24 protein-coding genes and 1 tRNA gene are annotated in these 25539 nt (G+C 69.3%); 12 read left to right on the forward strand and 13 right to left on the reverse strand.

The genetic code is table 11. From position 1 onward, the window contains the following. The first annotated feature begins 1 nt into the window (after position 1). Genes L3Q65_RS10475 through L3Q65_RS10505 form a run of 7 tightly spaced genes read left to right on the forward strand, consistent with a single transcriptional unit; the run spans position 2 to position 5498 of the window. The gene (locus tag L3Q65_RS10475; protein ID WP_237599515.1) at positions 2–178 is read left to right on the forward strand and encodes a helix-turn-helix domain-containing protein; all 177 of its coding nucleotides are present in this window, start codon (positions 2–4) and stop codon (positions 176–178) included. After that, positions 178–501, forward strand: coding sequence for a WhiB family transcriptional regulator (locus L3Q65_RS10480; protein ID WP_237599516.1), 324 nt, complete (start codon positions 178–180; stop codon positions 499–501). Before L3Q65_RS10475 ends, L3Q65_RS10480 begins: the two co-directional genes overlap by 1 nt. Next, positions 498–827 carry a hypothetical protein gene (locus L3Q65_RS10485; RefSeq protein ID WP_237599517.1) on the forward strand — a complete coding sequence of 110 codons (330 nt, stop codon included), beginning with the start codon at positions 498–500 and terminating at the stop codon, positions 825–827. Before L3Q65_RS10480 ends, L3Q65_RS10485 begins: the two co-directional genes overlap by 4 nt. Beyond that, positions 824–1519 carry a hypothetical protein gene (locus L3Q65_RS10490; protein ID WP_237599518.1) on the forward strand — a complete coding sequence of 232 codons (696 nt, stop codon included), beginning with the start codon at positions 824–826 and terminating at the stop codon, positions 1517–1519. Before L3Q65_RS10485 ends, L3Q65_RS10490 begins: the two co-directional genes overlap by 4 nt. After that, positions 1512–3599, forward strand: a complete 2088-nt coding sequence (locus tag L3Q65_RS10495) for a cell division protein FtsK (RefSeq protein ID WP_237599519.1) — start codon at positions 1512–1514, stop codon at positions 3597–3599. Before L3Q65_RS10490 ends, L3Q65_RS10495 begins: the two co-directional genes overlap by 8 nt. Beyond that, positions 3596–3757, forward strand: a complete 162-nt coding sequence (locus L3Q65_RS10500) for a hypothetical protein (RefSeq protein ID WP_237599520.1) — start codon at positions 3596–3598, stop codon at positions 3755–3757. Before L3Q65_RS10495 ends, L3Q65_RS10500 begins: the two co-directional genes overlap by 4 nt. Further along, complete coding sequence (locus L3Q65_RS10505; RefSeq protein ID WP_237599521.1) at positions 3747–5498, forward strand: recombinase family protein; 1752 nt, start codon at positions 3747–3749, stop codon at positions 5496–5498. Before L3Q65_RS10500 ends, L3Q65_RS10505 begins: the two co-directional genes overlap by 11 nt. Here L3Q65_RS10505 and L3Q65_RS10510 read toward each other — a convergent pair. The 6 genes from L3Q65_RS10510 to xsc all read right to left on the reverse strand — a co-directional run bounded on the left by L3Q65_RS10510 (position 5480) and on the right by xsc (position 12574). Then, positions 5480–5563 (reverse strand) — tRNA-Leu (locus tag L3Q65_RS10510). The genes L3Q65_RS10505 and L3Q65_RS10510 overlap by 19 nt on opposite strands. Before the next feature lie 273 nt (positions 5564–5836). Further along, the gene (locus tag L3Q65_RS10515; RefSeq protein WP_237599522.1) at positions 5837–6556 is read right to left on the reverse strand and encodes a sulfite exporter TauE/SafE family protein; all 720 of its coding nucleotides are present in this window, start codon (positions 6554–6556) and stop codon (positions 5837–5839) included. A 25-nt stretch (positions 6557–6581) separates the two neighbouring features. Further along, the gene (locus tag L3Q65_RS10520; RefSeq protein ID WP_237599523.1) at positions 6582–7328 is read right to left on the reverse strand and encodes a sulfite exporter TauE/SafE family protein; all 747 of its coding nucleotides are present in this window, start codon (positions 7326–7328) and stop codon (positions 6582–6584) included. A gap of 208 nt (positions 7329–7536) precedes the next feature. Then, the gene (locus L3Q65_RS10525) at positions 7537–8898 is read right to left on the reverse strand and encodes an amino acid permease (protein ID WP_182894958.1); all 1362 of its coding nucleotides are present in this window, start codon (positions 8896–8898) and stop codon (positions 7537–7539) included. A 295-nt stretch (positions 8899–9193) separates the two neighbouring features. Continuing rightward, complete coding sequence (locus L3Q65_RS10530) at positions 9194–10558, reverse strand: aspartate aminotransferase family protein (RefSeq protein ID WP_182894842.1); 1365 nt, start codon at positions 10556–10558, stop codon at positions 9194–9196. 207 nt (positions 10559–10765) lie between these two features. Then, positions 10766–12574 carry a sulfoacetaldehyde acetyltransferase gene (gene xsc / locus L3Q65_RS10535; protein ID WP_237599524.1) on the reverse strand — a complete coding sequence of 603 codons (1809 nt, stop codon included), beginning with the start codon at positions 12572–12574 and terminating at the stop codon, positions 10766–10768. 145 nt (positions 12575–12719) lie between these two features. Between xsc and L3Q65_RS10540 the strand changes: the two genes are divergently transcribed. From L3Q65_RS10540 to L3Q65_RS10550, 3 genes are read left to right on the forward strand one after another with little or no spacing between them, the layout of a single operon-like run. Beyond that, positions 12720–13565 (forward strand): IclR family transcriptional regulator, encoded by an 846-nt coding sequence (locus L3Q65_RS10540; RefSeq protein ID WP_237599525.1) that lies wholly within the window; start codon positions 12720–12722, stop codon positions 13563–13565. A 13-nt stretch (positions 13566–13578) separates the two neighbouring features. After that, positions 13579–14523: an AAA family ATPase gene (locus L3Q65_RS10545; protein WP_182894840.1), complete on the forward strand. Its 945-nt coding sequence runs from the start codon at positions 13579–13581 to the stop codon at positions 14521–14523. Continuing rightward, positions 14520–16202, forward strand: coding sequence for a cobalt chelatase (locus L3Q65_RS10550; protein WP_237599526.1), 1683 nt, complete (start codon positions 14520–14522; stop codon positions 16200–16202). The genes L3Q65_RS10545 and L3Q65_RS10550 overlap by 4 nt, the downstream gene beginning before the upstream one ends. Here L3Q65_RS10550 and L3Q65_RS10555 read toward each other — a convergent pair. From L3Q65_RS10555 to ald, 6 genes are all read right to left on the reverse strand, one after another. Continuing rightward, the gene (locus L3Q65_RS10555) at positions 16199–17638 is read right to left on the reverse strand and encodes a sodium:solute symporter (RefSeq protein WP_182894839.1); all 1440 of its coding nucleotides are present in this window, start codon (positions 17636–17638) and stop codon (positions 16199–16201) included. The two genes, L3Q65_RS10550 and L3Q65_RS10555, sit on opposite strands and share 4 nt — an antisense overlap. After that, a complete protein-coding gene (locus L3Q65_RS10560; RefSeq protein WP_237599527.1) occupies positions 17639–17872 on the reverse strand; it encodes a DUF3311 domain-containing protein in 234 nt (77 codons plus the stop codon). It lies immediately after the preceding gene. Next, a complete protein-coding gene (locus L3Q65_RS10565) occupies positions 17869–19533 on the reverse strand; it encodes an amidohydrolase (protein ID WP_237599528.1) in 1665 nt (554 codons plus the stop codon). Before L3Q65_RS10565 ends, L3Q65_RS10560 begins: the two co-directional genes overlap by 4 nt. A gap of 109 nt (positions 19534–19642) precedes the next feature. After that, positions 19643–20542 (reverse strand): SDR family NAD(P)-dependent oxidoreductase, encoded by a 900-nt coding sequence (locus L3Q65_RS10570; protein WP_182894836.1) that lies wholly within the window; start codon positions 20540–20542, stop codon positions 19643–19645. A 125-nt stretch (positions 20543–20667) separates the two neighbouring features. Next, on the reverse strand, positions 20668–22131 hold the full coding sequence (locus tag L3Q65_RS10575) for a PLP-dependent aminotransferase family protein (protein ID WP_182894835.1): 1464 nt from the start codon (positions 22129–22131) through the stop codon (positions 20668–20670). A gap of 92 nt (positions 22132–22223) precedes the next feature. Next, positions 22224–23339, reverse strand: a complete 1116-nt coding sequence (gene ald, locus L3Q65_RS10580; protein WP_182894834.1) for an alanine dehydrogenase — start codon at positions 23337–23339, stop codon at positions 22224–22226. A 205-nt stretch (positions 23340–23544) separates the two neighbouring features. Here ald and L3Q65_RS10585 point away from each other — a divergent pair, with 205 nt between their 5' ends. Beyond that, entirely contained in the window at positions 23545–24534 is a 990-nt protein-coding gene (locus L3Q65_RS10585; RefSeq protein ID WP_182894833.1) for a phosphotransacetylase, read from the forward strand. Further along, the gene (locus L3Q65_RS10590; RefSeq protein WP_182894832.1) at positions 24531–25238 is read left to right on the forward strand and encodes a phosphonatase-like hydrolase; all 708 of its coding nucleotides are present in this window, start codon (positions 24531–24533) and stop codon (positions 25236–25238) included. The genes L3Q65_RS10585 and L3Q65_RS10590 overlap by 4 nt, the downstream gene beginning before the upstream one ends. A gap of 54 nt (positions 25239–25292) precedes the next feature. Here the strand turns inward: L3Q65_RS10590 and L3Q65_RS10595 are convergent, their stop codons facing one another. Further along, the gene (locus L3Q65_RS10595; protein ID WP_182894831.1) at positions 25293–25535 is read right to left on the reverse strand and encodes a hypothetical protein; all 243 of its coding nucleotides are present in this window, start codon (positions 25533–25535) and stop codon (positions 25293–25295) included. Positions 25536–25539 lie beyond the last annotated feature (4 nt).

Raw genomic sequence — 25539 nt, forward strand, 5'->3', positions numbered from 1 at the left:
TATGAACTCGAATGTCACTTTTCACACGCCGGATGAAGCGGCTTGGCTGCTCGGTGTCTCGCGGGGCGCGGTCAGCCGGGCCATCCGGAGTCGCAAGCTGCGGGTGGTCCGTCGCCGGGAAGGGTTGCGGATCCCGTCCAGCGAGCTGACGCGCGTCCTTCGCGGAGGTGCGGCGTGATGGACGAACTCACCTTGATCGGGATTGCTTGGCGGCTCGACGTGCTCCGTTGGGTGCCGTCCGAGGTGCTCTACGACGTCGTGACCAGGGACGGACTCTGTATGTGGCCACCGGACGGTGACCCGCCGCCCGCCTCGTCGGACCCGGAACTCGCCGACCGAATGTGCGGCGGATGTCCGGTCCGGGACATGTGCCTGGAGCTGGAGTTGCGGACTGCCGGCGCGGCGACCGTTGGTATCTGGGGCGGGATGACGGACGACGACCGGCGGGCGTTGCATCCGCACTGGCTGCGCCGTGGCGAGCGGGCCGGGGGTGCGCGATGAACGGGCTGACCGTGACGCCGACTCAGCTCGTGGCCGGATTCGGCGTGCTGCTGGTGCTGTTCTGGGTTTGGCGTGCGAGTGCGCGTCGGGCGAAGGCAGCGGCGGAGAAGGCGCGGTCCGGGGCGCGGCTGGTGTCGTTGGCCGGGCGGGTCGTGTTCAATGCAGCGCTGATCGTGGCGGTTCAGTGGGTGGTGATCGCTCACCAGGGCGGGACGTGGGTCTTGCTGGCGGTGTTGGGGTTGCCTGCGCTGTTCGCCGCGCACGCGCTGACCCGGGCGCTGACCGTAACGACGATCGACACCTCGAAGCGGGGTGGTCGGCGATGAGTCGGGCGCAGAAGTTGGCGCAGGACGCGGCTGAGGCTGCGGAGGTTCGGGCGTATCAGACGGATCCGGACGTGGTGGCGCTGCGGATCGAGCGGGTGCGGCGGCAGGTCGACTGGATGGCGTGGTCCGGGATCGTGCTCGGGCTGGGCTTCACGATGACGAACGTGCAGACCTTCGCGTCGGCTGATACGGCGGTGTGGTCGTTGCCGTGGCTGGCGGCATGGGTGCTGGATCCGACGGTTTCGTTGGTGCTGCTGGCGATTCTCCGGGCGGAGCAGGTGACGGCGCGGTACCAGGTTAGGACTGGGCCGTGGGTGCGGCGGGCGAAGTGGTTCACGCTGGCGGCGACGTATGTCATGAACACCTGGACGTCGTTCATGGCCGGTGAGGCTGCGGCGATCGTGTTGCATTCCGTTCCGCCGCTGGTGGTGTTCGTGGCGGTGGAGGCGGTCACGGATCTTCGGGACAAGCTGACCGATGCTGTGCTGGTGGCTGCTGGTGAGCGTCGAGTTGTTCGGTCGGTCGAGGGCGGGCGGCGGAAGCTGTTCGCGGACTACCTCGCCGAGGCGCGGGCGGCTTGGGCTCCGGGCGTGGAGATCACGCCGGCGTGGGTTCGGCAGGAGACCGGGTGTTCGCGCGGGTTGTCGCCGCGGTTGGCTCGGACGTTGCGCGCGGAGGTGGCCAATGGCTGACGACGCGCTGGTCAAGGCCGAGCCGATACTCGACGGGGAACTGGTGGATGACACGTTGCCCCAGCCGCGGAAGCGGTTTGAGTCCTGGTGGCTGCGATCCCGGTGGGTGCCGACTTGGTTTAAGGACCGGAACCAGGCGCGGCAGGCGGCGAAGGACTTCGTTGCGGGTGTCGTGCGCTCGCCGTTCCGGTGTCTGGGTGCGGTGGCGCGCGGGCTGGTTGCGGCTGCGCGGTGGTGGCGAGCTTGGGTGACTGTTCGGGACTTCCGGGAGGCGGCGGAGCAGTCGGAGAAGTTGGCGGACAAGTTTGCCGATATCCGGGCTCTGACGTTGTTCCGGTGGAAGGTCACGGGTGCGGTTGCGACCGGTGCCGTTGCGGTCACTCTGATGGCTCACCTGGTCTACGGTGCCGTTGCTCTTTGGGGCGTCGGTGGAGTCTTGGCGGTTGCGTTGGCCGTGCTTGGACGCCAGCGCGAAGGGAGTCCGGGGCGAAAGGCGGTGCTGGCCGGGCCACGAACGTTGCGCTGGACGATGGATCCGCAGGTGCTGGTCGACGCCTTCCGGGACGCGAAGCTGGTGGGCAAGGACGAGACGTTGCGGCTGGTCGAGCGCGCGACGCGGATGGGCGACGGCTGGGCGATCACCGTGGATCTTCCGGCTACCCGGAAGGCCGCGGACGTGATCAAGAACCGGGAGGCGCTGGCGTCGGCGCTCGCGGTGGATGAAGTGCAGCTGATCGTGGAGCGGGTGCGCGGTAACGGCGGGCACGCTGGCCGGGTCGCGATGTGGGTTGCCGATGAAGATCCGTACGCATCTGCGCCGCGGAGGACGCCGTTGCTCGACGCGGCGCGGTGGGATGCGTGGCGACCGGTCCCGTTTGGACGGGATGCGCGGGACCGGCGGGTGGATCTTCCGTTGGTGTGGACGTCGTTGCTGGTTGGGGCGATTCCGCGGCAGGGCAAGACATTCGCGGCGCGGTTGGCTGCGGCTGGGCTGGTGCTTGACCCGTTCACGCGGCTTTATGTGGCGGATTTCAAGGCTGGGAAGGACTGGGACGCGGCTGGGCGCGTCGCGCATCGGTTCATGTCGGGTGATGAGCCGGAGCACGTGTTGGCGCTGGTCGGGTGGCTGGTGGAGCTGGTCGGCGAGGTGCAGGGGCGGTTCCGGCGGATGCGGGAGCTGGACGACGAGATCTGTCCGGAGTCGAAGGTCACGCCGGCGATGTCGCGGGACCGGGCGTTGAACATGCCGATCACGGCGATTTTCGTGGATGAAGTGCAGGTTCCGTTGGAGGACCGGACGCCGGTCAAGGTCGAGGGCAAGACGTTGACGGCGGGCGAGTATGTCGGCGAGTTGTTGACGTGGTTGGCGAAGAAGGGACCGGCGGCCGGGATCGTGCTGGTGTTGGCGACGCAGCGGCCGGACTCGAAGACGATTCCGTCCGGGTTGCGGGCGGTACTGGGGTCGCGGTTCGCGTTGCGGGTCATGGACTGGCGGGACAGCAACATCGTGCTCGGCGAGCAGATGAACACGCGCGGGTATGACAGCAGTCGGTTGCTCGCGTCGCACAAAGGCGTTGGGATTCTCCGGCCGGACGGGGATGCGCAGGCTGGAGGGGATGTGCTGGCGCTGACTGTGCGGACGTATTACATGCCGAACGAGGACTGGCAGACTATCTGTCGCCGCGGACGTGAGCTGCGTGAGGCGGAAGGGACTCTGACCGGGCACGCAGCTGGTGCGTCGATGCCGGAACTGGAGATGCCAGCCGCTCCGCAGATCGTTGCGGCTACCCGTGATGACGCGGTTGAGGAGCAGTTACCGGAGCCGCTGCGCGCGGTGGTCGAGTACTTGGACAACGCGGCAGACGATCGCGAGTTCGTCCCTACCTCAGAGCTGACAGCCGCGCTCGGTGTCGAGGCGAAGACGTTCGCGGCGCAGATGAGCGAACTGGGCTGCCGCCCGACGCGGTACCGCCTTACCGGCGACGACGGCCGAACTCGTCAGGTTCGCGGATACCTGATAGCTGAAATCGATCAGGCGCGACGCGAGGCGGCTTCGTTCGGCGTCGAGGGGGCGTCATGACGAGTTCCAGGAGCGACGAGCAGGGCGTTGTGGTCATCCTGCCTACGGAGATGCCAGTATTGACGCCAGTGGTGGCGCGCGGACTGCTTGCGGTCCTGGTCGAGTTGACAGACGTGCCGTGCTGGGACCGTGCGAAGGGGACGACCGATGACAGCTGATTTCGATATCGATCCGTGGGCAGTGCTGGACGATGCGCTCGGCGTCGACTCGGCCGTCGTTGCTGAGGAGCAGATCGGTTCGTTGGCGTTCTACGGGCGGTGCTCGACGGAGGACAACCAGGATCCGGAGACCTCGCTGGGTTGGCAGCTTGGGAACGCCACGAAGTTCGTTGGCCCGCTGGGCGGAGAAGTGGTTGCGCAGTACTTCGACGTTGGCCAGTCGCGTTCGGTGCCGTGGGAGCGGCGGGATGCGGGTGCGCAGTTGTTGGCCGCGCTCAAGGATCCGCGGCGAGAGTGGACCGGTGTTGTGGTCGGCGAGGGGACGCGCTGCTGGTTCGGGAACCAGTTCTCGCTGATTGCTCCGCGCTTCGCGGCCTACGGGGTTGACCTGTGGGTTCCGGAACTCGGTGGGAAGTTCGACGCACGCAACCCGTCGCACAAGATGCTGATGAGCGTCCTCGGTGGGATGAGCGAGTCGGAGCGTCAGCACGTTCAGGCGCGTGTCCGGTCGGCGATGGACGCGCAGGTGATCAACGAGGGGCGGCATCAGGGCGGCCGGGCACCGTACGGATATCGAGTGGTGGACGGCGGTCCGCATCCGAATCCGCGGAAGGCGGCCGAGGGGTTCCGGCTGCGGGTGCTGGAAATCGATGAGCCCGCGGCGGATGTGGTGCGCCGGATGTTCGCCGAGTACTTGGCAGGCGTGGGCGACCGGGTGATCGCACGTGGGCTGAACCAGGACGGTATTCCGTGCCCGTCGAAAGCGCGGCCGGAGCAGAACCGGCACCGTCCGGGGGACGGTTGGCAGGGCTCGACCGTGCGCGCGATTCTTGAAAATCCCAGATATACGGGCTACGCGGTCTTCGGGCGGTGGACGAAGCATGAGCGTCTGCTGAATCCGGACGACGTGAGCGCTGGTTACGTCGTCCGGTTCCGGCGGTCGGATCCGGGAACGGTGGTCCGGTCGCGGCGGCAGTCTCATCCGGAGATCGTGTCCGTGGAGACCTTCGCGCAGGCGCAGCTGCTGCGGCGGTCGCGTGGCGCTGGCGGGATGCGTGGTATCGCGAAGCTGGAGCGGGACCGTCCCACGGTGAAGAACGTCTACCTGCTGAAAGGTCTGATCCGCTGCGAGATCTGCGGTCGGAAGATGCAGGGCGCGCCGATCCGGAAGACGGTGTACTACCGATGCATGGCCCGGACGTTGGCACCGGGATCACCTGCGCTGGAGAACCATCCGAAAACGGTCAATCTGCGCGAAGACGTCGTGATGCCCGCGTTGAACGGCTGGCTGTGTCAGGTATTCGACCCGGCGAACCGGGATGAGACGGTCGCCGCGTTGGTGGCCTCGCAAGGCGGAACGCACTCGACCGGCAGGGAGTCGGCGGAGAAGCGGCTGGCTGATGCGGAGTCGCGGTTGCGCAGACATCGAGCAGCGATCGAGGCGGGCGTGGATCCGGCGGCAGTGGTGGAGGCGATCAACACGGCGCAGGCGGAGCGGGAGGCGGCGCGCGCGGAGTTGCAGCACTTGCCGAAGGCGACCGTGATCGAGGCGGCGGAGGTGTACGCGCGGTTGGACTCGATGGACGACGTGGCCCGAGCACTGAACTCGCGGACGCCGGAGCGGATCACGCGGGTCTACCAGGACCTCGGCGTGCAATTCCGCTATGACAATGAAAAAGAGGCGGTCGTAGTGACCGCCTCTCCCCGTGTGTCTAACGTGTGTGTCCGAGGGGGGACTTGAACCCCCACGTCCGTTAAGGACACTAGCACCTCAAGCTAGCGCGTCTGCCATTCCGCCACTCGGACTTGCTGATAAAGAGAGTATACGACGGTCTGGCACGCCTTTTCAGGGGGGTGTGGAATCCGGTCGAAGGCTCGCATGAGATGATCACATGTTCTCGACATTTTAACCCCTGGTGGAATATCCGCAGGTCATCGGCATGCGGACCGGGCGTCAAGGTGTGGCTCCCATGGCCAGGGCCGAGCATGATGCTGATCTTGCCAGGCGAACGGGACGGGCCTGTGTGCCCTGGCTGGGACCTGTTGCCGGGGCGGTCCTGGAAATCAGGCTGCCAGGAGTCAGGCGCCGATCATCGTCACCATCCCGGACACCACGATCAGCCCCACGATCGCCCGGTCGAACACCAGACGCGGAACCCGGCCGACGAGGCGGCCGCCGAGGATGTTGCCTGCCAACGCGGCCAGGACGAGGATCGGCAGCCGGGTGCTCAGGTCCGTGGTGTCGAGCTGGCCCGCGGTGATCAGGAGGAGCAGGGACAGGCAGTTGGTCACCACGAAGTAGCCCGCGAGGTCGCCCACGAACGTTCGGGGCGGGACTTTTGCCGAGGCGAGCAGGACGGCCGGGGGTGCGCCGTTGAGGGAAGTCGTTGTGGAGAGGTAGCCGCCGAGCAGGCCGGCGATTGTTTGTCTTGCCGGGGTCGCTGGCCGGGCTTCGCGAGTGGGGCGGAGGAGCAGGCGGAGGCCGGAGAGTACGACCACGGTGCCTGCCAGGATGCGGAGTGCGTGCGGCGGGAGCAGGTGCAGGGTGAGGGCGCCGGCGGCGGCACCGGGGAGGCTTGCGGCGCCTAGGACGGCTACGCGGCGCCAGGCGATGTGGGCTCGTTCGCGGTGGAGCACGGCGAGTCTGGTGATCATGGTGGTGATCAGGTTGATCACCACCACTTGCGGCAGCGGGAACCCGATCAGCAGAAGCAAAGGCGTGCCGACCAAGGAAGCGCCGAAGCCGGTCAGGCCGCCGATGAAGCCTGCGAAAGCGACCGCTAGTGCGCCGAGGATCATGGGACCGCCTGTCTGGGGGAGAGCGTCATGTGACCACTGCTTGGCCCACTAAGGCGAGCGAAAGCACGGCGAGGAGCCCCAGCACGATCCGGCGGGCATCGCCGCGGGCGTGGCGGTACAGCCAGGTTCCGGCGGCGATTCCGGCCAGGGCCAGGGGGAGGAAGAGGGCGGTTTGCAGGAGGACGTCGCTGGTGAGCAGGCCGCCGGTGCCGGCGGTGGCGACTGTCATCGTGTCTGCGGCCAGGAAGAAGACGACCAGGCTCGCGCGGTTGACCGCCATCGGCAGCGGGGACGCGAGGTACATCAGGACGACTGGCGGGCCGCCCATGCCGCAGGCGCCGTTCAGGATGCCGAAGGCGGTGCCCATGCTCGCGCACGCGCTGCGGCCGGGCAGGCGGTGGGTGCGGCGGCTGAAAGCCAGGGCTAGGGCGGAGATTCCGACAACCAGGCCGACGGTCAGTCTTGTGGCGCGTTCGGGTAGAGCTGCGAGGAACCAGATGCCGATGGGGAGGCCGAGGAGCGCACCGGCCAGGAGCCAGCGTACGGACGGGCGGTGGGCGTCGGGCCAGGACTGGGGCAGCAGGGTCACGCTCGAGGCGATTTCGAGCAGGAGGGTGCTGGGGACGACGGCGGGAGGCGGCAGGACCAGGCAGAGGCAGCTCACCCACACCAGGGACGCGCCGAAACCGGAGTAGCCGCGGATCAGGCCTCCGGCGAACAACGCCGCGACGGCGAACGCCATCGCGGCCGGGGGCAGTTGCCAGAAGGTCATCGGCGGGCGGGGGGAGCGGGGACCCTGGACGGGTGCGGCATCGGACCTCCACGGCGCGGGCGGATCGCTCCACTGTGCGGTACGTCTGGCCGGGGCGGTAGGTCCAGAATCGCGGCATCGCGGGGTGCCAGCGGGGCGGTCCAGCCGGGCGGAGCTGCCGAGGATCGGCAGGTCGAAAGCCCGGCTGGACCGAAACAGGACTGAGCGGTCAGGAAGAGGCGACTCCGGCCTCGCCCCGCGAAGAGTCCGTCTCCGCGGCGACCGCGGGCGCGGGGCGGCGCTTCCGGAACTGGTACGCGATCAGGATCAGCGTCAGGGTCACCGCGCTGAGCCAGAACTGCGAACGGGTCGTCGGGAGGAAAGCCATGGCCAGGATGACTGCCGCCATCAGGGCGATGGTGGCGTAGCTGAGCCACGGGAACAGCCACATCTTCAGGCCTAGCGCGCCGGGGTCGGTGTTCTGCAGGCGCTTGCGCAGGCGGACCTGGGCGAGGGCGATGGCGAGGTACACGAAGAGTGCGACCGCACCGTAGGAGTTCACCAGGAACTGGAAGATCAGGTTCGGCGAGGTGTAGGCCGCGATGACGGAGACGTACCCGATGACGGTCCCGGCGATGATGGCTCGGCGGGGGACGCCGCTGCGGGACAGCTTCGTGAACATCTTCGGGGCGTCGCCGTTGCGGGTCAGGGCGAACAGCATCCGCGAGGACGTGTACAGCGCCGAGTTCAGGCAGGAAAGCACCGCGGTCAGAACGATCGCGTTCATGATCGTCGCCACGGCGGGGATGCCCAGGACGTCCAGGACCGCGGCGTACGGGCTGACTGCGGTGTCGGGAGCGTTCCAGGCCTTCACCGCAACGACCACGAAGACCGAGCCGACGTAGAACAGGACCACGCGGAACACGATGGAGCGCATGGCCTTGGCGATCGCGCGGCGCGGCTCGGCGGATTCGGCGGCGGCGATGGTGACGATCTCGGCGCCGGTGTAGAAGCCGACGCACGGGACGACCGCGGCTAGCACCGCGCCGATGCCCATGGGGGCGAAACCGCCGTGGGAGACCAGGTTGCTGACGCCGCCGTGGGAGCCGGGCCAGACGCCGAACAGGTACAGGGCGCCGACCACCAGGAACACGAGGATCGCGATGACCTTGATCGAGGAGAACCAGTACTCGAACTCGCCGTAAGAACGCGCGGAGACCAGGTTCGTGGCGGTGAGCAGCAGGAGCAATCCCAGGCTGAGCACCCACAGCGGGACGTTCGGCAGCCACAGCTGCAGGATCCGGCCGCCGGCGACCGCTTCCACGGCCACCACGATCACGAAGAAGTACCAGTACATCCAGCCGACCGTGAAGCCGGCCCGGTTGCCCATCGCCTCCCTGGCGTAGACGTAGAACGAGCCGAGCGCGGGCCGCGCGACGGTCATTTCGGCCAGCATCCGCATGATGAGCACGGTGATCAGCCCGGCGATCAGGAACGAGACCACCGCCGCGGGCCCGGCCGACTGGATGACCACGCCGCTTCCGACGAACAGGCCGGCGCCGATCACGCCGCCCAGTGCGATCAGATTCATGTGGCGTTGCTTGAGACCCGGTTTGAGACCGCTCTCGGCGGCTGTTTCCGGTGCAGAACCCACGTCTCCTCCTTCCGGCGGCGCCGGGGGACCTCGATGTCCCCGCGCCGGCCGCCGCCGCGATGTCGCTGAGAGCTGCTGTGTGGTTCCCGTCACCGTAGGAAGGAACAGGTCCCTCCGCGAGAGCCAGATACCACCGATGCTCTGGGACCAGAACGAGCCGGTCCCGGACAGCACGACGGGCGCCGGGTGCCCCGTGTCTTCCGAGGTACCCAGCGCCCGTCCCGGCTATCCGTCAGGGCTGGATCGCCTTCTCCACGTCGGTGAGCATGCCGTCGACGCCGTGCAGGAGCTCGTCCAGCACGTCGGTGTCGGCCACCAGCGGCGGCGAGATCATGAGCATGGTCGCGCCCCGGTCGTCGCCGCGGAGGATGACTCCGGTGCGGCGGAACGACTCCGGCAGGACCTCCCGCAGGACCGTCAGCGACTCCTGGTCGGTCAGCTCGCGGCCGCCGTCGCGGTCGGCCATCAGCTCGATCGCGTAGAAGAAGCCGGTGCCGCGGACGTCCTTGACGCAGCGGTGCGCGTCCTTCAAGGACTCCAGAGCGGCGTGCAGCTTCGGGCCCTCGGAGAGGACGTGCTCGGGCACCTTCTCGTCGCGCATCGCGCTGATGTTGGCGACCGCGATGGCCGTCGAGACCGGGTGGCCGCCCCAGGTCGCGCCGTGGGTGAACACGCCGCCCTTCGGGGAGTCGTACAGCTCGGTCACCAGCCGCTCGCGCACGATCACGCCGCCGAGCGGGGCGTAGCCCGAGGTGGAGCCCTTGGCGAAGGTGATCAGGTCCGGTACCACGCCGGTCAGGCCGTGGCCGAAGAAGTGGCCGAGGCGGCCGAACGAGCAGATGACCTCGTCGGACACCAGCAGGATGCCGTACTTGTCGCACAGCGCCCGCAGCGCCGGCCAGTAGCCCTCCGGCGGGACCAGCGCGCCCCGGCCGTTCTGGACCGGCTCGGCGAACACCGCGGCGACCGTCTCCGGGCCTTCTTCGAGGATGACCGCCTCGATCGCGCGGACGCAGTCCAGCTGGTCGGCCGGGCCGCAGTCGCCGGTGAAGCCGAGGGTGTTCGGGACGTGCCGGATGCCCGGCAGCAGCGGGCCGAACGGCTCCTTGATCTTCGGCAGGCCGGTCACCGACAGCGCGCCCATGGTCGTTCCGTGGTAGGCCATTTCGCGGCTGATGATCTTCGTCCGCTCCGGAGCGCCCTGGCTGCGGTGGTACTGCCGGACGAACTTCAGCGCGGTCTCGACCGCCTCCGAACCGGAATTGACGAAGAACGTGGTGCCGAGGTCGCCGGGGGCGAGGTCGGCGATGATCCGGGCGGCCTCGATCGACGGCGGGTGCGCCGAGCCCCAGTTGCTGGCGTAGGCGAGGGTGCCGACCTGCTCGGCCGCGGCCTTGGCGATGTCCGCGCGGCCGTGGCCCATGTTGACGCAGAACAGCCCCGCGAGGCCGTCGAGGTGACGGCGGCCCTCGGTGTCGATCAGGTAGCTGCCCTCGCCGCGGACGAACACCGGGAATTCGCTTTGCCAGGTGTCCTTGCGCGTGAAGTGCGGCCCGAGGTGTCGGCGGGCAGTGGCCCGCAGCTCCGTGACGTTCACCTGGCGACCTCCTGTGTGTGCGAGAACGGGAATGTGTCGACGATCGCAATCTTTCTGGTCCACGCCCAGAGCCAGAAAGAGGCCGATCACCGGTGCCAGATCCGGCGGCGGGCATGAAAAAGCCCGGCCGGGCGTGAAGGCTCGGCCGGGCAGGGGGGTCGTGAGTGTTCATCACGGTCAGAACCGCGATGAACACTCACGAGGCGCTTACACGTAGTCCTGGTACTTCTCCAGGAACCGCACCGGCTTCGACAGCGCGTCGCGGCGGAACGGGTCGCCCAGCTCGCGGGTGCACATGATCTCGATGACCGTCGTGCGGCCCTCGTTCATCTGCGCGTCCACGGCCTTCCGCAGCGCCGGGCCGACGTCCTCGAGCTTGTCCACGACGACGCCGTCCGCGCCCATCGCCTGCGCGATCCCGGCGAAGCTCTCGCTTTCCAGTTCTCCCGCGACGAACCGGCGGTCGTAGAAGTCGACCTGGTTCTTCTTTTCCGCGCCCCACTGGCGGTTGTGGAACACGACGGCGGTGACCGGGATGTCGTGCCGCACCGCGGTCATGATCTCGCCCATGCTCATGCCCCACGCGCCGTCGCCGGCGTACGCGACGGCCGGCCGGTCCATCGCGGCGGCCTTGGCGCCGATGATGGTCGGCAGCGCGTAACCGCAGTTGCCGAAGGACATCGGAGCGAAGAACGACCGCGGCTCCTCGAAGCGCAGGTAGCTGTGCGCCACGGAGTTGATGTTGCCGATGTCGGTGGAGACCATCACCCGCGGCGGCATGGCCTTCTCCAGTTCGCGCAGGACCTGGCGCGGGTGCAGCCAGTTGCCCTCCTCCTGCTCCTGCTCGGCGATCATGTCGAGGGAGTAGGGGTCCTTTTCGTGGGTCCACGCGGAGAGTTCTTCCTCCCACGCGTCCTTTTCCGCCTTGGTGCGGTCGGCGCGCTCGCCGCGGGTGGCGTCGCAGGCGAGGGTGCGGTCCGCGAGGCGTTCAGTCAGCGCGGCGGCGGCGGCCTTCGCGTCGCCGCAGATGCCGACGGTGATCTTCTTGACCAGGCCGAGCATCTTGTGGTCCGCGTCGATCTGGATGATCTTCGCGTTCTTGGGCCAGTAGTCCATGCCGTGCTGCGGCAGGGTGCCGAACGGGCCGAGCCGGGTGCCGAGCGCGATCACCACGTCCGCCTGCGAGATGAGCTTCATCGCGGCCTTGGAGCCCTGGTAGCCGAGCGGGCCGCACCACTGCGGGTGGCTCGCCGGGAAGCTGTCGTTGTGCTGGTAGCTGTTGACGACCGGCGCGCCGAGGCGTTCGGCGAGCGCCTTGGCCTCCTCGACGCCGTCGGACATGACGACCCCGCCGCCGGAGATGATCACCGGGAATTCCGCGCTGGCCAGCAGTTCCGCGGCCTGGGCGAGGCTCTTCTCGCCGCCGGGGCCGCGGTCGAGCCGCTGCGGCTCGGGGATCTCGGTCTCGATCTCGCCGTAGAAGAAGTCGCGCGGGATGTTCAGCTGGGTCGGGCCGAGTTCCGCGTGCGCCCGGTCGAAGGCCCGCGCGGTGTACTCGGCCATCCGCTTCGGGTTGTTGACGTGCGCCTGGTACTTGGTGAACTCCTGGAACATCGGCAGCTGGTTGGCCTCCTGGAAGCCGCCCAGCCCGGTGCCCATGGTGCCCGCCTCGGGCGTGATCATCACGACCGGGCTGTGCGCCCAGAACGCCGCCGCGATCGCGGTGACGCAGTTGCTGATGCCGGGCCCGTTCTGCCCGATGACGACGCCGTGGCGCCCGCTGACCCGGGCGTAGCCGTCGGCCATGTGCGCGGCGCCCTGCTCGTGCACGACCGGCACGAGCCGGATGCCCGCCGGCGCGAAGATGTCCATCGCGTCCATGAACGCCGAGCCCATGATGCCGAAGATGTCGGTGACGCCGTTGGCCACCATCGTCTCGACGAAGGCCTCCGACGGGGTCATCTTCGCCGTCCCGCTGACGACGGTGCGGCCGTCGCCCGTCTTCCTCTCCGCCATGGTTGAACTCCTTCGACGCTGAAAGTCTTGGTTTTCGGTACGTGAGGTTCGTAAAAGCTGAACACGACGGACGATAGGACGCCACGCGCGGGAGGTCAACCGGCAGTTGATGGAAAACGAGACAGGATGTGCTACTTTTCGGAACGTGAGTGAGTTGCGGAAGACCAGCGCCGTGGAACTCGTGCGCGAGCCGGACGGCGCGGGACTCGACGGAGACACCCCGACCATGCGGCTGTTCTCGCTGCTCGAGCTGATCGCGGCGAAGGACCAGCTGGTGACGCTGCAGAGCCTGGTCGAGGAGACTGGCCTGCCGAAGCCGACGCTGCACCGGATGCTGCAGCAGCTGGAAGGCGCGGGCCTGCTCGTGCGCCAGGCCGACGGACGGCATTACGGCACCGGCGACCGGCTCCGTCGCCTCGCGGAGAACCTGCTGCTCAACGCGACGCACCACGGCGCGCGGCGCGCGGTGCTCAACCACCTGGTCGACGAGCTGGGGGAGAGCTGCAACATCACCGCGCTGTCCGGCAGCGAGATCGTCTACCTCGACCGCGTCGAAACGCCCGAGCCGCTGCGGTTCTACCTGCGGCCGGGTTCGCGCGTGCCGATCCACTGCTCGGCCAGCGGCAAGATCATCCTGTCCCAGATGAGCCCGGCGCAGCGGCGCAAGCTGCTCGCGCACGCGCCGCTCAAGCAGTACACCGCCAAGACGGTCACCGATCTCGACGCGCTGGAGGAGGAGTTCGCCCGCATCCGGCGGGACGGATTCGCCTTGGACGACGAGGAATTCCTGCCCGGGCTCGTGTGCGTGGCGGTGCTGGTGCCCAGCCGCACCGGCCGGTCCAACCTGGCGGTGGCGGTGCAGGCGCCGGTCATGCGGCTCACCGCCGACAAGGCTTTGCAGGCGCTTCCCGCGTTGCAGCGGGCCGCCGAAGCGATCAAGGAGGTCGAGGCCGAGGGGTCGGCCGACGACGCCGACAGCATCCCGTCCTGACGGAGGTCTCCCGATGAACCCGTTGTCCAGCAACGGTCCCGACGCCCGGATCGCCGTGCGCGACGCGTTCGGCATCGACTCGTCCATGACAGTCCCGTGCTTTTCCGAAGCCGACGAGCACGTTCCCGAGATCGATCCGGCCTACCGGTTCAACCCGGACGTGACGCTCGCGTTGCTGGCCGGGTTCGCGCACAACCGGCGCGTGCTCGTGCAGGGCCTGCACGGCACCGGCAAGTCCACGCACGTCGAACAGGTCGCGGCGCGGCTGAACTGGCCGTGCCTGCGGGTGAACCTCGACGGCCACATCAGCCGGCTCGATCTCGTCGGCAAGGACGCGGTGGTGCTGCGCGAAGGCAAGCAGGTCACCGAATTCCGCGAGGGAATCCTGCCGTGGTCGCTGCGGCGGCCGACGGCGCTGATCCTCGACGAGTACGACGCGGGACGGCCGGACGTCATGTTCGTCATCCAGCGGCTGCTCGAACGGGACGGCAAATTCACGCTGATCGACAGCAACACCGTGCTGCGCCCGCATCCCGGTTTCCGGCTTTTCGCCACGGCCAACACGGTGGGGCTGGGCAATCTCAACGGGCTCTACCACGGCGTCCAGCGGCTGAACCACGCGCAGATCGACCGGTGGAACATCGTTGCCGCGCTCGATTACCTGGCGCCGGAAGAGGAAACCGCGATCGTGCGGGCGCGCGTGCCGGGGCTGTCCGGGCAGTTCGTCGAGGCGATGGTGGCGGTGGCCGGGCTGACCCGCGAGGGGTTCCGGGCCGGTGACCTGTCCGCGCTGATGTCGCCGCGCACGGTCATCACGTGGGCGGAGAACTGCGAGATCTTCGGCGATCCGGCGCTCGCGTTCCGGCTGACCTTCCTCAACAAATGCGACGAGGCCGAACGCCCGGTCGTCGCCGAGTACTTCCAGCGCTGCTTCGACCTGGAGCTGGCCGCGGCGTGAGCACGCCCGAGACCCGGCGGCGCCAGCAGGTCGAGGAGCTGTCCGCGGCGGCGATCCGGGCGGTCAGCGGGACGCCGGACGCGCATTTCCGCGGCGGGCGCTTGCATCGCGGCACCCGTCCGGTGCCGATGCCCGCGCCGCATTTGCTTGCCGACGACGAGGATCTGCAGTCCTTCCGCGGCGCGGCGGACGGGATGGCGTTGCACCTGAGCCGGTCGGATCGGGAGCTGCACAAGCGGTTGCGGCCCCGCGGCGGTGTCGAGCGGCTGCTGTTCGAGCTGCTGGAGCAGTTCCGGGTGGAGTCGTTGGTTCCGGCCGGTTTTCCCGGGGTGGCAGCGAATCTGCGGCGGCGGCATGAACGCTGGTCGCTGTCGGCGCACCACAATGGACTGACTGAGACGGCGCGCGGCGTGCTGCTTTACACCGTCGCGCAGGTCGCTCGGGCGCGGATCACCGGCGAGCCGGTCGTGGAAGAGACCGAGGATCTGATCGAGGCGACCCGGGCGGCGATCGCGCCGATGCTCGGTGCGCAGTTGGCCGGGCTTCGGCGGAACCGGGCTGATCAGGCGGCGTTCGCCGAACATGCGCGGGCGCTGGCCGAGGCGGTCGCCGGGTTGCTGGAACCGGAGAAGCCCGACGACGCTGACGACGACGAAGAAGACACCGCGGCGTACGCGTTGCTGCTGGATTTCGCCGACGAAACCGGCAGCGAGGAAGGCGGCACCGCGGGACTCGGTGACCACAAAGGACCGGTGGCGGCCGGGTCGTACCGGGTTTTCACCACCGCTTACGACCGCGAGGACCGGGCGGGACCGTTGGTGCGGCCGGAATTGCTGCGCGAGTTGCGCGAACGGCTCGATGCCCGGGTGGCCGAGCAGGGCGTCAACGTGGCTCGGCTCGCGCGGGAACTCACAGCTGTGCTCGCTGAGCCGGAACGGTCCGGATGGGACGGTGCGCAGGAAGAAGGCCAGATCGACGGCCGGGCGCTCGCGCGGTTGATCGCGACGCCCGCGGACCATCGGGTGTTCCGCGTAGAGCGGACCGAACCGGTCGCCGACGTGCTGGTCACGTTCCTGATCGACTGCTCGGGATCGATGAAGGCGCACCGGGAAACCGTTGCGGTGCTGGTCGATCTGTTCGCTCGCGCGCTGGATCTCGCCGGCGCGAGTTGCGAAATCCTCGGCTTCACGACCGGCGCCTGGCACGGCGGCCGGGCGCGGCGGGACTGGATGCGCGCCGGGCGGCCGAAACACCCTGGGCGGCTCAACGAGCGTCGGCACCTGGTGTTCAAGGACGCGGCGACACCGTGGCGGCGCGCGCGGCGGGATATCGCGGCGTTGCTGAAAGCCGATCTGTTCCGTGAGGGCATCGACGGCGAGGCGTTGGCGTGGGCGGCTGGTCGGGCGCGGGCGTGCGATGCGCGGCGGCGGCTGGTTTTCGTGCTGTCGGACGGGAGTCCGATGGACGGCGCGACCGTGCTGGCCAATGAGGAGCGGTATCTCGACCGGCATTTGGTGCAGGTGGCGGACGGGCTGGAGCGGAGCGAGACGGAGGTGTACGGCATCGGGGTCGGGCTTGATCTCAGTGCGTATTACCGCCGCAGCTTGGCGCTGGACGCCGCGGAAGGCACGGGGTTCCGTGCCTTCCGCGAGATCCTCGACCTGATCGCCCGTCGCTAACCTGCTGGTTGTGCGACCGGCGAAACCGCCGCTGGTTCGTTGCGCTCCAAGGCGATCGGCGAACGCCGCTTCCCGGGAGCGAGCAGGCTCCAGCCGAACACGATCACCAGGTTCGCGCCCATCGACACCAGACCGGTGTTGAGGCCGCCGAGCGTCACGCCGGTGGCGTACAGGACGACCGCGGTCACCACGCCGACCACCATGCCGGTCGCGATCGCCGCGGTGCGCACTCGCCGGGCGAACAGGATCGCCAGCCAGCCCGGCACGACCTGGGCCAGCAGGTTGTAGGTCAGGTTCAGCACGGTGAGCATCAGCGTCGAGGCGGTCAGCGTGAGCACGGCGGCGAGCACCAGGAACACCGCGACCGCCACGACCGTCCAGCGCCGTTGCGCCGCGGGGCGGACGTTCGGGGCCAGGTTGCGGCTGACCATGCCGCCGATCGCCAGCGCCGTCGCGGACAGCACCAGCACGCCGGACAACGCGGCGCCAGCGGCCACGAGGCCCAGAACCGGTTCCGGGAGAAGGCCTTTCGCGGTCACCATGAAGACCGTGTTCGGGTTCTTCAGCCCGGGGTGCTGCTTGAGCCCGTAGTAAGCGGCGAAGACGAGGAACGGGTAGATCAGCATGTACAGCGGCATCCACACCGTCGAGCTCTTCACCGCCCGCTCCGAACGCGCCGGGAACACGTACGCGCCGCCGAAGCCGAGGTAGAAGACCACGCTCTGGAACAGGATCGTGGTCATCGCGAACCACAGGTCCTGGCCGCCCATCGTGGTCTGCGCCCTGGCCAGCGCCTCGGGCCCGGTGACCCCGGACGTCCCGCCGGCGACGAGCACCGCGGCGAGGCCGACGAGCACCACTCCGAGCAGCATGAACGCGTCCTTGAGGATCGACACGAACGCGGGGGAGCGGATGCCGGACACGGCGATGTAGGCGAACGCGATGACCCCGGCCAGCAGCACGCACTGCACCGGGGTCAGTTTCAGCCCGAGGTTGCTCAGCACCACTTGCAGGCCGATGAACTGGTACTGGCCCCACGGCACGAGCGCGATCAGCATCGTCACGCACGTGATCAGCTCCAGCGTCCGGCTGCTGTAGTGGCGGCCGAAGACGTCCGGGACGGTCATCGCGTCGTGCTTGCGCGCCGCGCGCCAGACCAGCGGGGCGAGGAAGTAGCCCAGCGAATAGGCGAGCAGGATGTAGCCGAGGAACCAGATCCCGTAACTCGCGCCGTGGGCGTAGATCCCGCTCGGGAAGCCGATCATCGTGCCGATGCTGTACACCTCGCCGACGGCCAGGAAGTACAGCAGCCACGGCGGGAACGAACGGCCGCCGACCAGGAACTCGGAGATCCCGCCGCCGCGCGACGAGCGGCCCGCCCACAGCGCCAGCAGGATCGAAAGCCCCATGACGACGGCGACAATGAGAATCAGCATTTACTGGTCCTCCTTCGCTGCCGGCGTGTCCGCCGGGTAGTGCTTGCGGTCGAAGAACCACCAGCTGATCCACAGGCACAGCGTGGTCAGCGGGAAGCAGAGGAACATCCAGAAGAACACCAGCGGGAACCCGGCCACTGTCGCGGGCGAGCCCGCCACCAGCGGGATTCCGCCGAGGATCGCGATCGCGGGGATGCCGAGCCCGATGCACAGGCTCGGCCAGCTGCGGATCATCGGACGCCTCCCGCCGGGGCCGGATCGCGTTGCCAGACCAGCTGTCCGCCGATCACCGTGGCGTCGACGGTCAGGTCCCGGATCCGGCTTGGGTCCACTGTGGTCGGATCCTCGGACAGCACGATGAGATCCGCGAGCTTCCCGACTTCCAGGCTGCCCTTGCTCTCTTCCTCGCCGGCCAGATAGGCCGCGTCGATGGTGTACCCGCGCAAGGCGGCTTCGACGTCGATCGCTTGTTCCGGGCCGAGAAGCTGGCCGCTGCTGGTTTGGCGGGCGACCGCGCACCAGATGCCTTCCAGCGGCGGCACCGGCGTGACCGGCGTGTCGGAGTGGAGTCCGAAGTGGATTCCGCGGGAGCGGGCCGACGCGAGCGGGCTGATCCGGCGGGCGCGTTCCGGGCCCAGGAAGACGTCCCGGTGCCGGTCGCCCCAGTAGTAGACGTGCTTGATGAAGAACGACGCGGCGATGCCGTTTTCGGCCATCCGGTCGAGCTGGTCCTCGCGGGCGGTCTGGCAGTGTTCGATGCGGTGGCGGCGGCCGGTGCCTTCGGGCGCGCCGAGGCGGGCGTAGCCGTCGATGATGGCGTCGATCGCCGCGTCGCCGTTGCCGTGCACGGCGACCTGCCAGCCCGCGGCGTCGAGCGCGGCGATGCGGCGGGACAGGTCCTCCGGTTCGAGCAGCATCATGCCGTGTTCGCCGGGGTCGCAGGTGTAGCCCTCGGCGAGACAGCCGGTGCGGCCCTGGATCGAGCCGTCCGCGACGATCTTGATGCCGTTCATGGTGAATCCGTCCGGACTGGACGGATCGGGCGCTTCCGGGGCGCCCTCGGCGAGGCCGGGCAGGAGGGTGTGGAACAGGTAGCCGTGGATGCGGGTGCGCAGCTTCCCGGCGCGGGTCAGCATCCGGTACGCGGCGAGTTCCTGTTCGCCGCCGATCAGGCCGATTCCGGTGTCGTGCACCGAAGTGACGCCGTTGCGCAGGTACTCGGCGTCGGCGAGCTGGAGTGCCGCGGCCAGCTCGTCGGGGCCCTGCGCGGGCATCGCGGAGTTGACCAGGAACGCCGCGGTCTCGATGAGGAGGCCGGTCGGTTCCCCGCGTTCGTCGCGGGCGATGGCGCCGCCGGGCGGGTCGGGCGTGGCCGCGGTGATGCCGACAGCTCGCAGCGCGGCGGAATTCGCCACGCTGAAGTGGCCGGTCACGTGCGTGAGCAGGACCGGGTTTCGCGGTGAAGCGGGATCCAGGTCGTGCCGGGTCGGATGGCGGTTGTCGGCGAGAAGCGTGTCGTCGTAACGGAAACCCTTGATCCATTCGCCGGGCCCGAAGTCGCGCGCCGCCTGCCGGACGCGGTCGGCGATGTCGCTGATCCGGTCGTTCGGCGGGCTTCCGGCGTCGACCGGGGCGGCGAGCGCCATCCCGAAGAACGACGGATGGTTGTGCGACTCCACGAAACCCGGGACGACCGTGCGTCCCGCCAGGTCGAGCACTGTCGTTTCGGGACCGGCGAGGGCGGCGATCGAGCGGTCGTCGCCGACCTCGGTGATCCGGCCGTCGCGGGCGGCGAGCGCGGACGCCCGCGTCCCGCCCCGGTCGAGAGTCAGCACCGTGCCCCCGAGCACTACCAGGTCAGGGGCCGGACGAGCGGATGCCGCGGGTTCGCCCACGATGGGACCTCCTTGTCCACGTGTCCTGCCCCCACGACAGTGCCGGGGGAGCTGGCCCGCGAACAGGTCCAGAAAGCGACGCGCGCGTGGTGCCAGAAGCGGCCTCGCGCTAGACGATGTCGAGCAGCGAGACCTCGCCCTCGCTGCCGACGATGCCGAGCGGCTTGCTGGTCGCGTCGTCGACGATCGCGGCGAGGTGCTCGGCGATGTCCTCCGGGGTGGTGTCCGGATTGGTGTAGCCCTCGTTCATCGTGAGCGCGATGCGCTGCATGTGGCCGCCCTGCGTCAGGATGGTCTCGCCGGTCACCGCGCAGTCTTCGTGCGCGAAATAGGCGACCAGCTGCGAAGCCATCGACGGCGTCATCTTCTCTTTCAGCGTCTCCTTGAGCGAGTCGGGGATGTCGGCTTCCTCGGCCAAGCGGGTGTAGGCCGTCGGCGCGATCGCGTTCACGCGGATGCCCGCCTCCTTGCCTTCCAGGGCGAGGCACCGGGTGAACCCGAAGACCGCGGCCTTGGAGGTGACGTAGGGGGTCTGGCCTTCCCAGCCGACGATGGTCGGCGACGACGTGTTGACGATGCGGCCGGACCCGCTGGCGGCCAGGTGCGGCCACGCGGCGGCGGCGATCGCGGCGGTGCCGAAGAAGTTGACCTCCATCTGGCGCCGGATCTGGTGCACGGCGCCGGCCGAGCCGATGGGGGCGGGCACGTTGATGCCGGCGTTGTTCACGACGATGTCGAGCTTCCCGAACGCGTCGATCGCGGCCCGCACCACGGCTTCGGCGTCGGCGGCGACGTCGTCGTGGTTGGCCGCGGCCGTCCCGCCCGCTGCCGTGATCTCGGCGACTACTTCGTCCGCCGGGCTCGGGCTGGAGCCGGAGCCGGTCGGGTCGCCGCCGAGGTCGTTGACCAGCACCGCCGCGCCGCGCGCCGCGAGGAGCAGGGCGTGCGAACGCCCCAGGCCGCGTCCGCCGCCGGTCACCAGCGCCACTTTGCCGTCGAAACGCAGCATCTCGGATTCTCCTCGTCGTCTCCGGGGCCTCTTCGGATCGGCTGCCGACGGCGTCCCTTGTTACGCAAAATATGTTATATATTTTAGGGAGTTGTCAAGGAGCGAGTCGCGGCGCCGGGCCGGGTTCAGCTGTCGAGCAGTTCCCGGCAGAGGTCGCCGAGCAGCCGGATCCCCGGGTCGATCACCGGCGGCGGGGTGGCGGAGAAGCCGATGCGGAAGTGGTTGCGCGGCGGGTCGTCGCCGAGGAAGAAGATGTCGCCGGGTTCGATGAGGATGCCCAGTTCCTCCGCGCGCTCCACCAGGACGCGGCAGTCCAGTCCGGACGGGCCGGTCATCCACAGGCTGACGCCGCCGGGCGGGTACGGGCCCTGCGCCCACGGCAGGTATTCGGCGACCGCGGCGGTGGTGGCGGTCCACTTGCGCATCAGCTTCGTGCGGTAGCGGCGCAGCGAGCGGTGGTACTCGCCGCTTTCGATGAGCAGCGCCAGCGCCCGTTGCAGCTGGCCGGGCGGGTGGCGCAGGACGTATCGGCGGGCCTCGCGCAGCGCGCGCACCAGCTCGCGCGGTCCGACCAGGTAGCCGAGGCGCAGGCCGGGGGAGAGGAATTTGGAGAAGGTGCCGAGGTAGACGGCGTCGCCGGTGCTGTCGAGCGCCTTCAACGCCGGGGTGGGGCTGCCCTGGTAGCGGAATTCGCTGTCGTAGTCGTCCTCGACCACCACGGTGCCGGAGGCCGCGGCTTGGGCGAGCAGCTGGCGGCGCCGGCCGATGCTGAGGGTCGCGTTGGTCGGGTGCTGGTGGCTCGGGGTGAGGTAGAGGAGGTCGACTCCGTCGAGCGATTCGGGCGGTCGCAGGCCGCGGGAGTCGACGTCGATCCCGGTCACGCGGGCGCCGGTGCGGAGGAAGATGTGCCGCGCGTCGAGGTAGCCGGGGTTTTCGATGGCCACGACCTGGTCCGGCCCGAGCAGCACGCGGCCGAGCAGGTCGAGGCCCTGCTGCGAGCCGACGGTGATCAGCACCTCCTCGGGGTCCGCCTCGATGCCGCGGGTGGTCAGCAGCTGGCGGCAGACCATCTCGACCAGCATCGGGTCGTCGGAGCCGACGCTGTCCTGGAGGCTGTGGAAGACGTGCGGGCGGTAGAGGGCGTCGCGGAGGCAGCGCGTCCACGACCGGGCCGGGAACGCGGTGATGTCGACCTGCCCGGCGAGGAACGGATACGGGTAGCTCGCCCAGTCGGTGCGTTTCTCGATGTGGGCGACGCCGGCGTCCGGGAACCGGCGGACGCGGGCCGCCCAGTCGATCCGCGATTCGGTGTCCCGTTCCTCCACCGCGCAGTGCGGGCGCATCTCGCCGTTGACGAACAGCCCGCTGCGCTCGCGGCTTTCCACGTAGCCCTCGGCGACCAGCTCCTGGTAGGCGAGATTGATCGTGTTCCGGGAGACGCCCAGTTCGACGGCCAGTTCCCGCGAGCTGGGCAGCCGGCGGGCCGGATCGAACGTGCCGATGGCGATGCCGTGCTCGATCGCCCGCCGGACCTGGCGGTACAGCGGTTCGTCCGACGAGCGGTCGATCTCGATCAGCGTGCGTGGCAAGTGCGGTCTCCAAGCGGCCGGCGTGCAGCGGGGTGGGCTGAAACGTAACTCGCGGCGGTCGGTTTTCCCACCCCGCGCCACGCCGGGGAGGCTCAGGCCAGCGCGTCGGCGACGTCGGTGAAGGGCAGGCCGTGCGCCAGGGCGACCGGCTCGTAGGTCAGCGCCCCGGCCACGGTGTTCACTCCGCCGCGGAGCTCGGGCGTGTCCTGCACCGCGGTGCGGAGACCCTTGTTCGCGATCTCCAGCGCGTACGGGAGCGTGACGTTGGTGAGCGCGTGCGTGGAGGTGTGCGGGACCGCGCCCGGCATGTTGGCCACGCAGTAGAACACCGACTCGTGCACCCGGAAGGTCGGGTCGGCGTGGGTCGTCGGACGCGAGTCCTCGAAGCAGCCGCCCTGGTCGATCGAGATGTCCACGAGCACGCTGCCCGGCTTCATCCGGGAGACCGTCTCGTTGGACACCAGGCTCGGGGCCTTCGCGCCGGGCACGAGGACCGCGCCGATCACCAGGTCGGCCTCCAGCACCGCCTGCTCGATGGCGTACGAGTTCGCCGCGGCGGTGCGGATGCGGCCCTGGTACATCCGGTCGGCGGCGCGCAGCTTGTCGACGTTCTTGTCGAACAGCACGACGTCGCCCCAGGTCCCGGCCGCGACGGCGACCGCGTTCATCCCGGCGACGCCCGCGCCCAGCACGACCACGCGGGCCGGCGGCACTCCCGAGACGCCGCCGATCAGCACGCCGCGCCCGCCGTTGACGCGCATCAGCGTCTGTGCGCCGACCTGCGGGGCCAGCCGCCCGGCCACCTCGCTCATCGGGAACAGCAGCGGAAGGGAGCCGTTCGGCAGCTGGACCGTTTCGTAGGCCACCGAGGTCGTGCCCGCGCCGAGCAGGGCCTTGGTGCAGGGCTCGCTCGCGGCGAGGTGCAGGTAGGTGAACAGCAGCTGGTCCGAACGCAGCCGGTGGTACTCCTCGGCGATCGGCTCCTTGACCTTCAGCACCATCTCCGCGGTGCCCCACACGTCGTCCGCGTGGTCGAGCAGCTTCGCGCCGGCGGCCGCGTAGTCCTCGTCGCGGATGGACGAGCCCTCGCCCGCGCCGCGTTCCACGAAGACCTCGTGGCCGGCCGAGGTGAACTCGTGTACTCCGGCAGGCGTCGCCGCCACCCGGTATTCGTGGTTCTTGACCTCGCGAGGCACACCGATCTTCATCGCCTGCTCCCATCTGCCGTGTGTGGTGCGACCGAGAGTGCGGGACGGCTGGCCACCGCGAAAGTGCCAGAAACCGCTCGGTCGACGGGTCCAGTCGCGGGGGCCTTCTGGACCTGTCAACGGGCACTGTTCTGGCTCTGTCGCTTGGGGCCAGAGGTCGGGATCCTGCTCGGGGAGCACTGCCGTCCGCGAGGGAGTTTGCGAGATGACCATGGCCCCTCTGGCCGAGACCTGGCGGGACCGCGTCGGCGACGCCCGCCCGCGGATCGCGCTCGCCGACGGCGCCGACCCGCGCGCCGTCACCGCGGCCGCGCACTTGGCCGACCGCGGCGAGATCGAACCGTTGCTGGTCGGGCCCGCGGCGGAGATCGCTGCTGTTGCGGCAGAGCTGGGTTTTCCGGTGCCGCCTTTCCTCGACACGGCGGATCTGGCCGCTGACGAGGCTGTCCTCGCGCGGCTGGGTTCGGCGTTTCCTGACCGGGTCGAGACGGTCCGCAATGATGCGGTCGCCCTCTCCGCGGCGCTTCTCGCGCTCGGCCGGGTGGATGCGTGCCTGGCCGGCGCGACCCGGCCGACGTCCGATGTCCTCCGGGCCGGCCTGCGGATTGTCGGCCTCGCTCCCGGGGTGCGGACGCTCAGCAGCTGCTTCCTGATGCTGTTGCAGGACGGCCGATCGCTCACTTTCGCCGACTGTGCCGTGGTTCCCGAGCCGGACGCGGACGCGCTGGCCGACATCGCAGTCGGTGCGGCTTCCACGCACCGGGCGCTGACCGGAACTGAGCCCGTTGTCGCGATGCTTTCCTTCAGCACCCAAGGCAGTGCCAAGCATTCCGCGGTGGACAAGGTCCGGCAGGCGACTTCGCTGGTGCGGGAACGGCTGCCCGGTGTGGATGTGGACGGCGAACTGCAATTCGACGCCGCTGTCGTGGACGCGGTCGGGGTGGCCAAGGCGCCGCGGTCGACCGTCGCCGGGCGGGCGAATGTGCTGGTGTTCCCCAATCTCGACGCGGGGAACATCGCTTACAAGATCGCCGAACGACTCGGCGGGGCGACCGCGCTGGGGCCGATCCTGCAAGGCGTCGCGGCGCCGCTGCACGACCTGTCGCGCGGCTGCAGCGCGGCCGACATCGAGACGATGGCCCTGATCAGCGCGGTGCACGCGGTGACCGGGCGGGAAGTGGAGGGGGTCCGATGACGCGCGCGGTGGAATTGGTCGTGCTGGACATGGCGGGCACGACGGTCCGCGACGACGGCGCGGTCGAGGCGGCCTTCTCGGCGGCGCTGGAGGCGGTCGGGGTGCCTGCCGGCTCGCCGGAGCGCGAGGACGTGGATGCTTACGTCCGCGACACCATGGGGCAGTCGAAGATCGAGGTCTTCCGGGCGCTCTTCCCCGCGGACGGGGTGGCGGAGAAGGCGAATCAGGTTTTCGAGACTGCGTTTGCTTCGCAGGCGATCGAGGTCGCCGCGCCGCTTCCCGGTGCGGAGGAAGCGATCGACAAGTTGCGCGCGCAGGGGCGCCGGGTGTGCCTGAGCACGGGATTCTCGGCAGCGACACGGGATGCGCTGCTGGAGCGGCTCGGCTGGACGGATCTGGCGGACCTGGTGGTGTGCCCGGCGGACGCGGGCGGCCGGGGCCGGCCGTTCCCGGACATGGTGCTGACCGCGGTGCTGCGCTTGGGAATCACGGACGTGCGCGCGGTCGCGGTCGCGGGGGACACCGGTTTCGACATGCTGACCGGGCGGAGGGCAGGCGCGTCGGTCGCGGCGGGGGTGCTGACCGGGGCGCATGACGAGGCGACGTTGCGGGCGCACGGCGCCACGCATGTGCTGGGGTCGGTGGCGGAGTTGCCTGCGGTGCTCGAGGAACTCGGCGGCGCGGTTTTCCCGCGCTGTTCGTGAGACCGTACCGGACCGGGGCCGCTCGCGCGGGACGGCCCGGCACGGGTCCGTTGATCAGGAGTCCTGAGAGCCGGAGATCTCGGTCGGCCGCGGGACCGTTCCGTCGTCGATGACCGCGAGCGGCGCCGTTTTCCCGTTGAAGAGGACCGTGACGGGCTTGTCGTCGCCGGTGAGGAGGGTCAGCCGGACGGCCTTTCCCTCGGTCATCGCGGCTTCGAGAGTGGTTTCCACCGAGGCTGCCCGGTCGGCGTCGACCTTCCACATCTGAGTGCCGATCGTGATCCGTTTGCTCGCCATCGCA

The organism is Amycolatopsis sp. FU40 (assembly GCF_021903635.1).
In the GTDB taxonomy this organism is placed as follows: Bacteria; Actinomycetota; Actinomycetes; order Mycobacteriales; family Pseudonocardiaceae; genus Amycolatopsis; species Amycolatopsis dendrobii.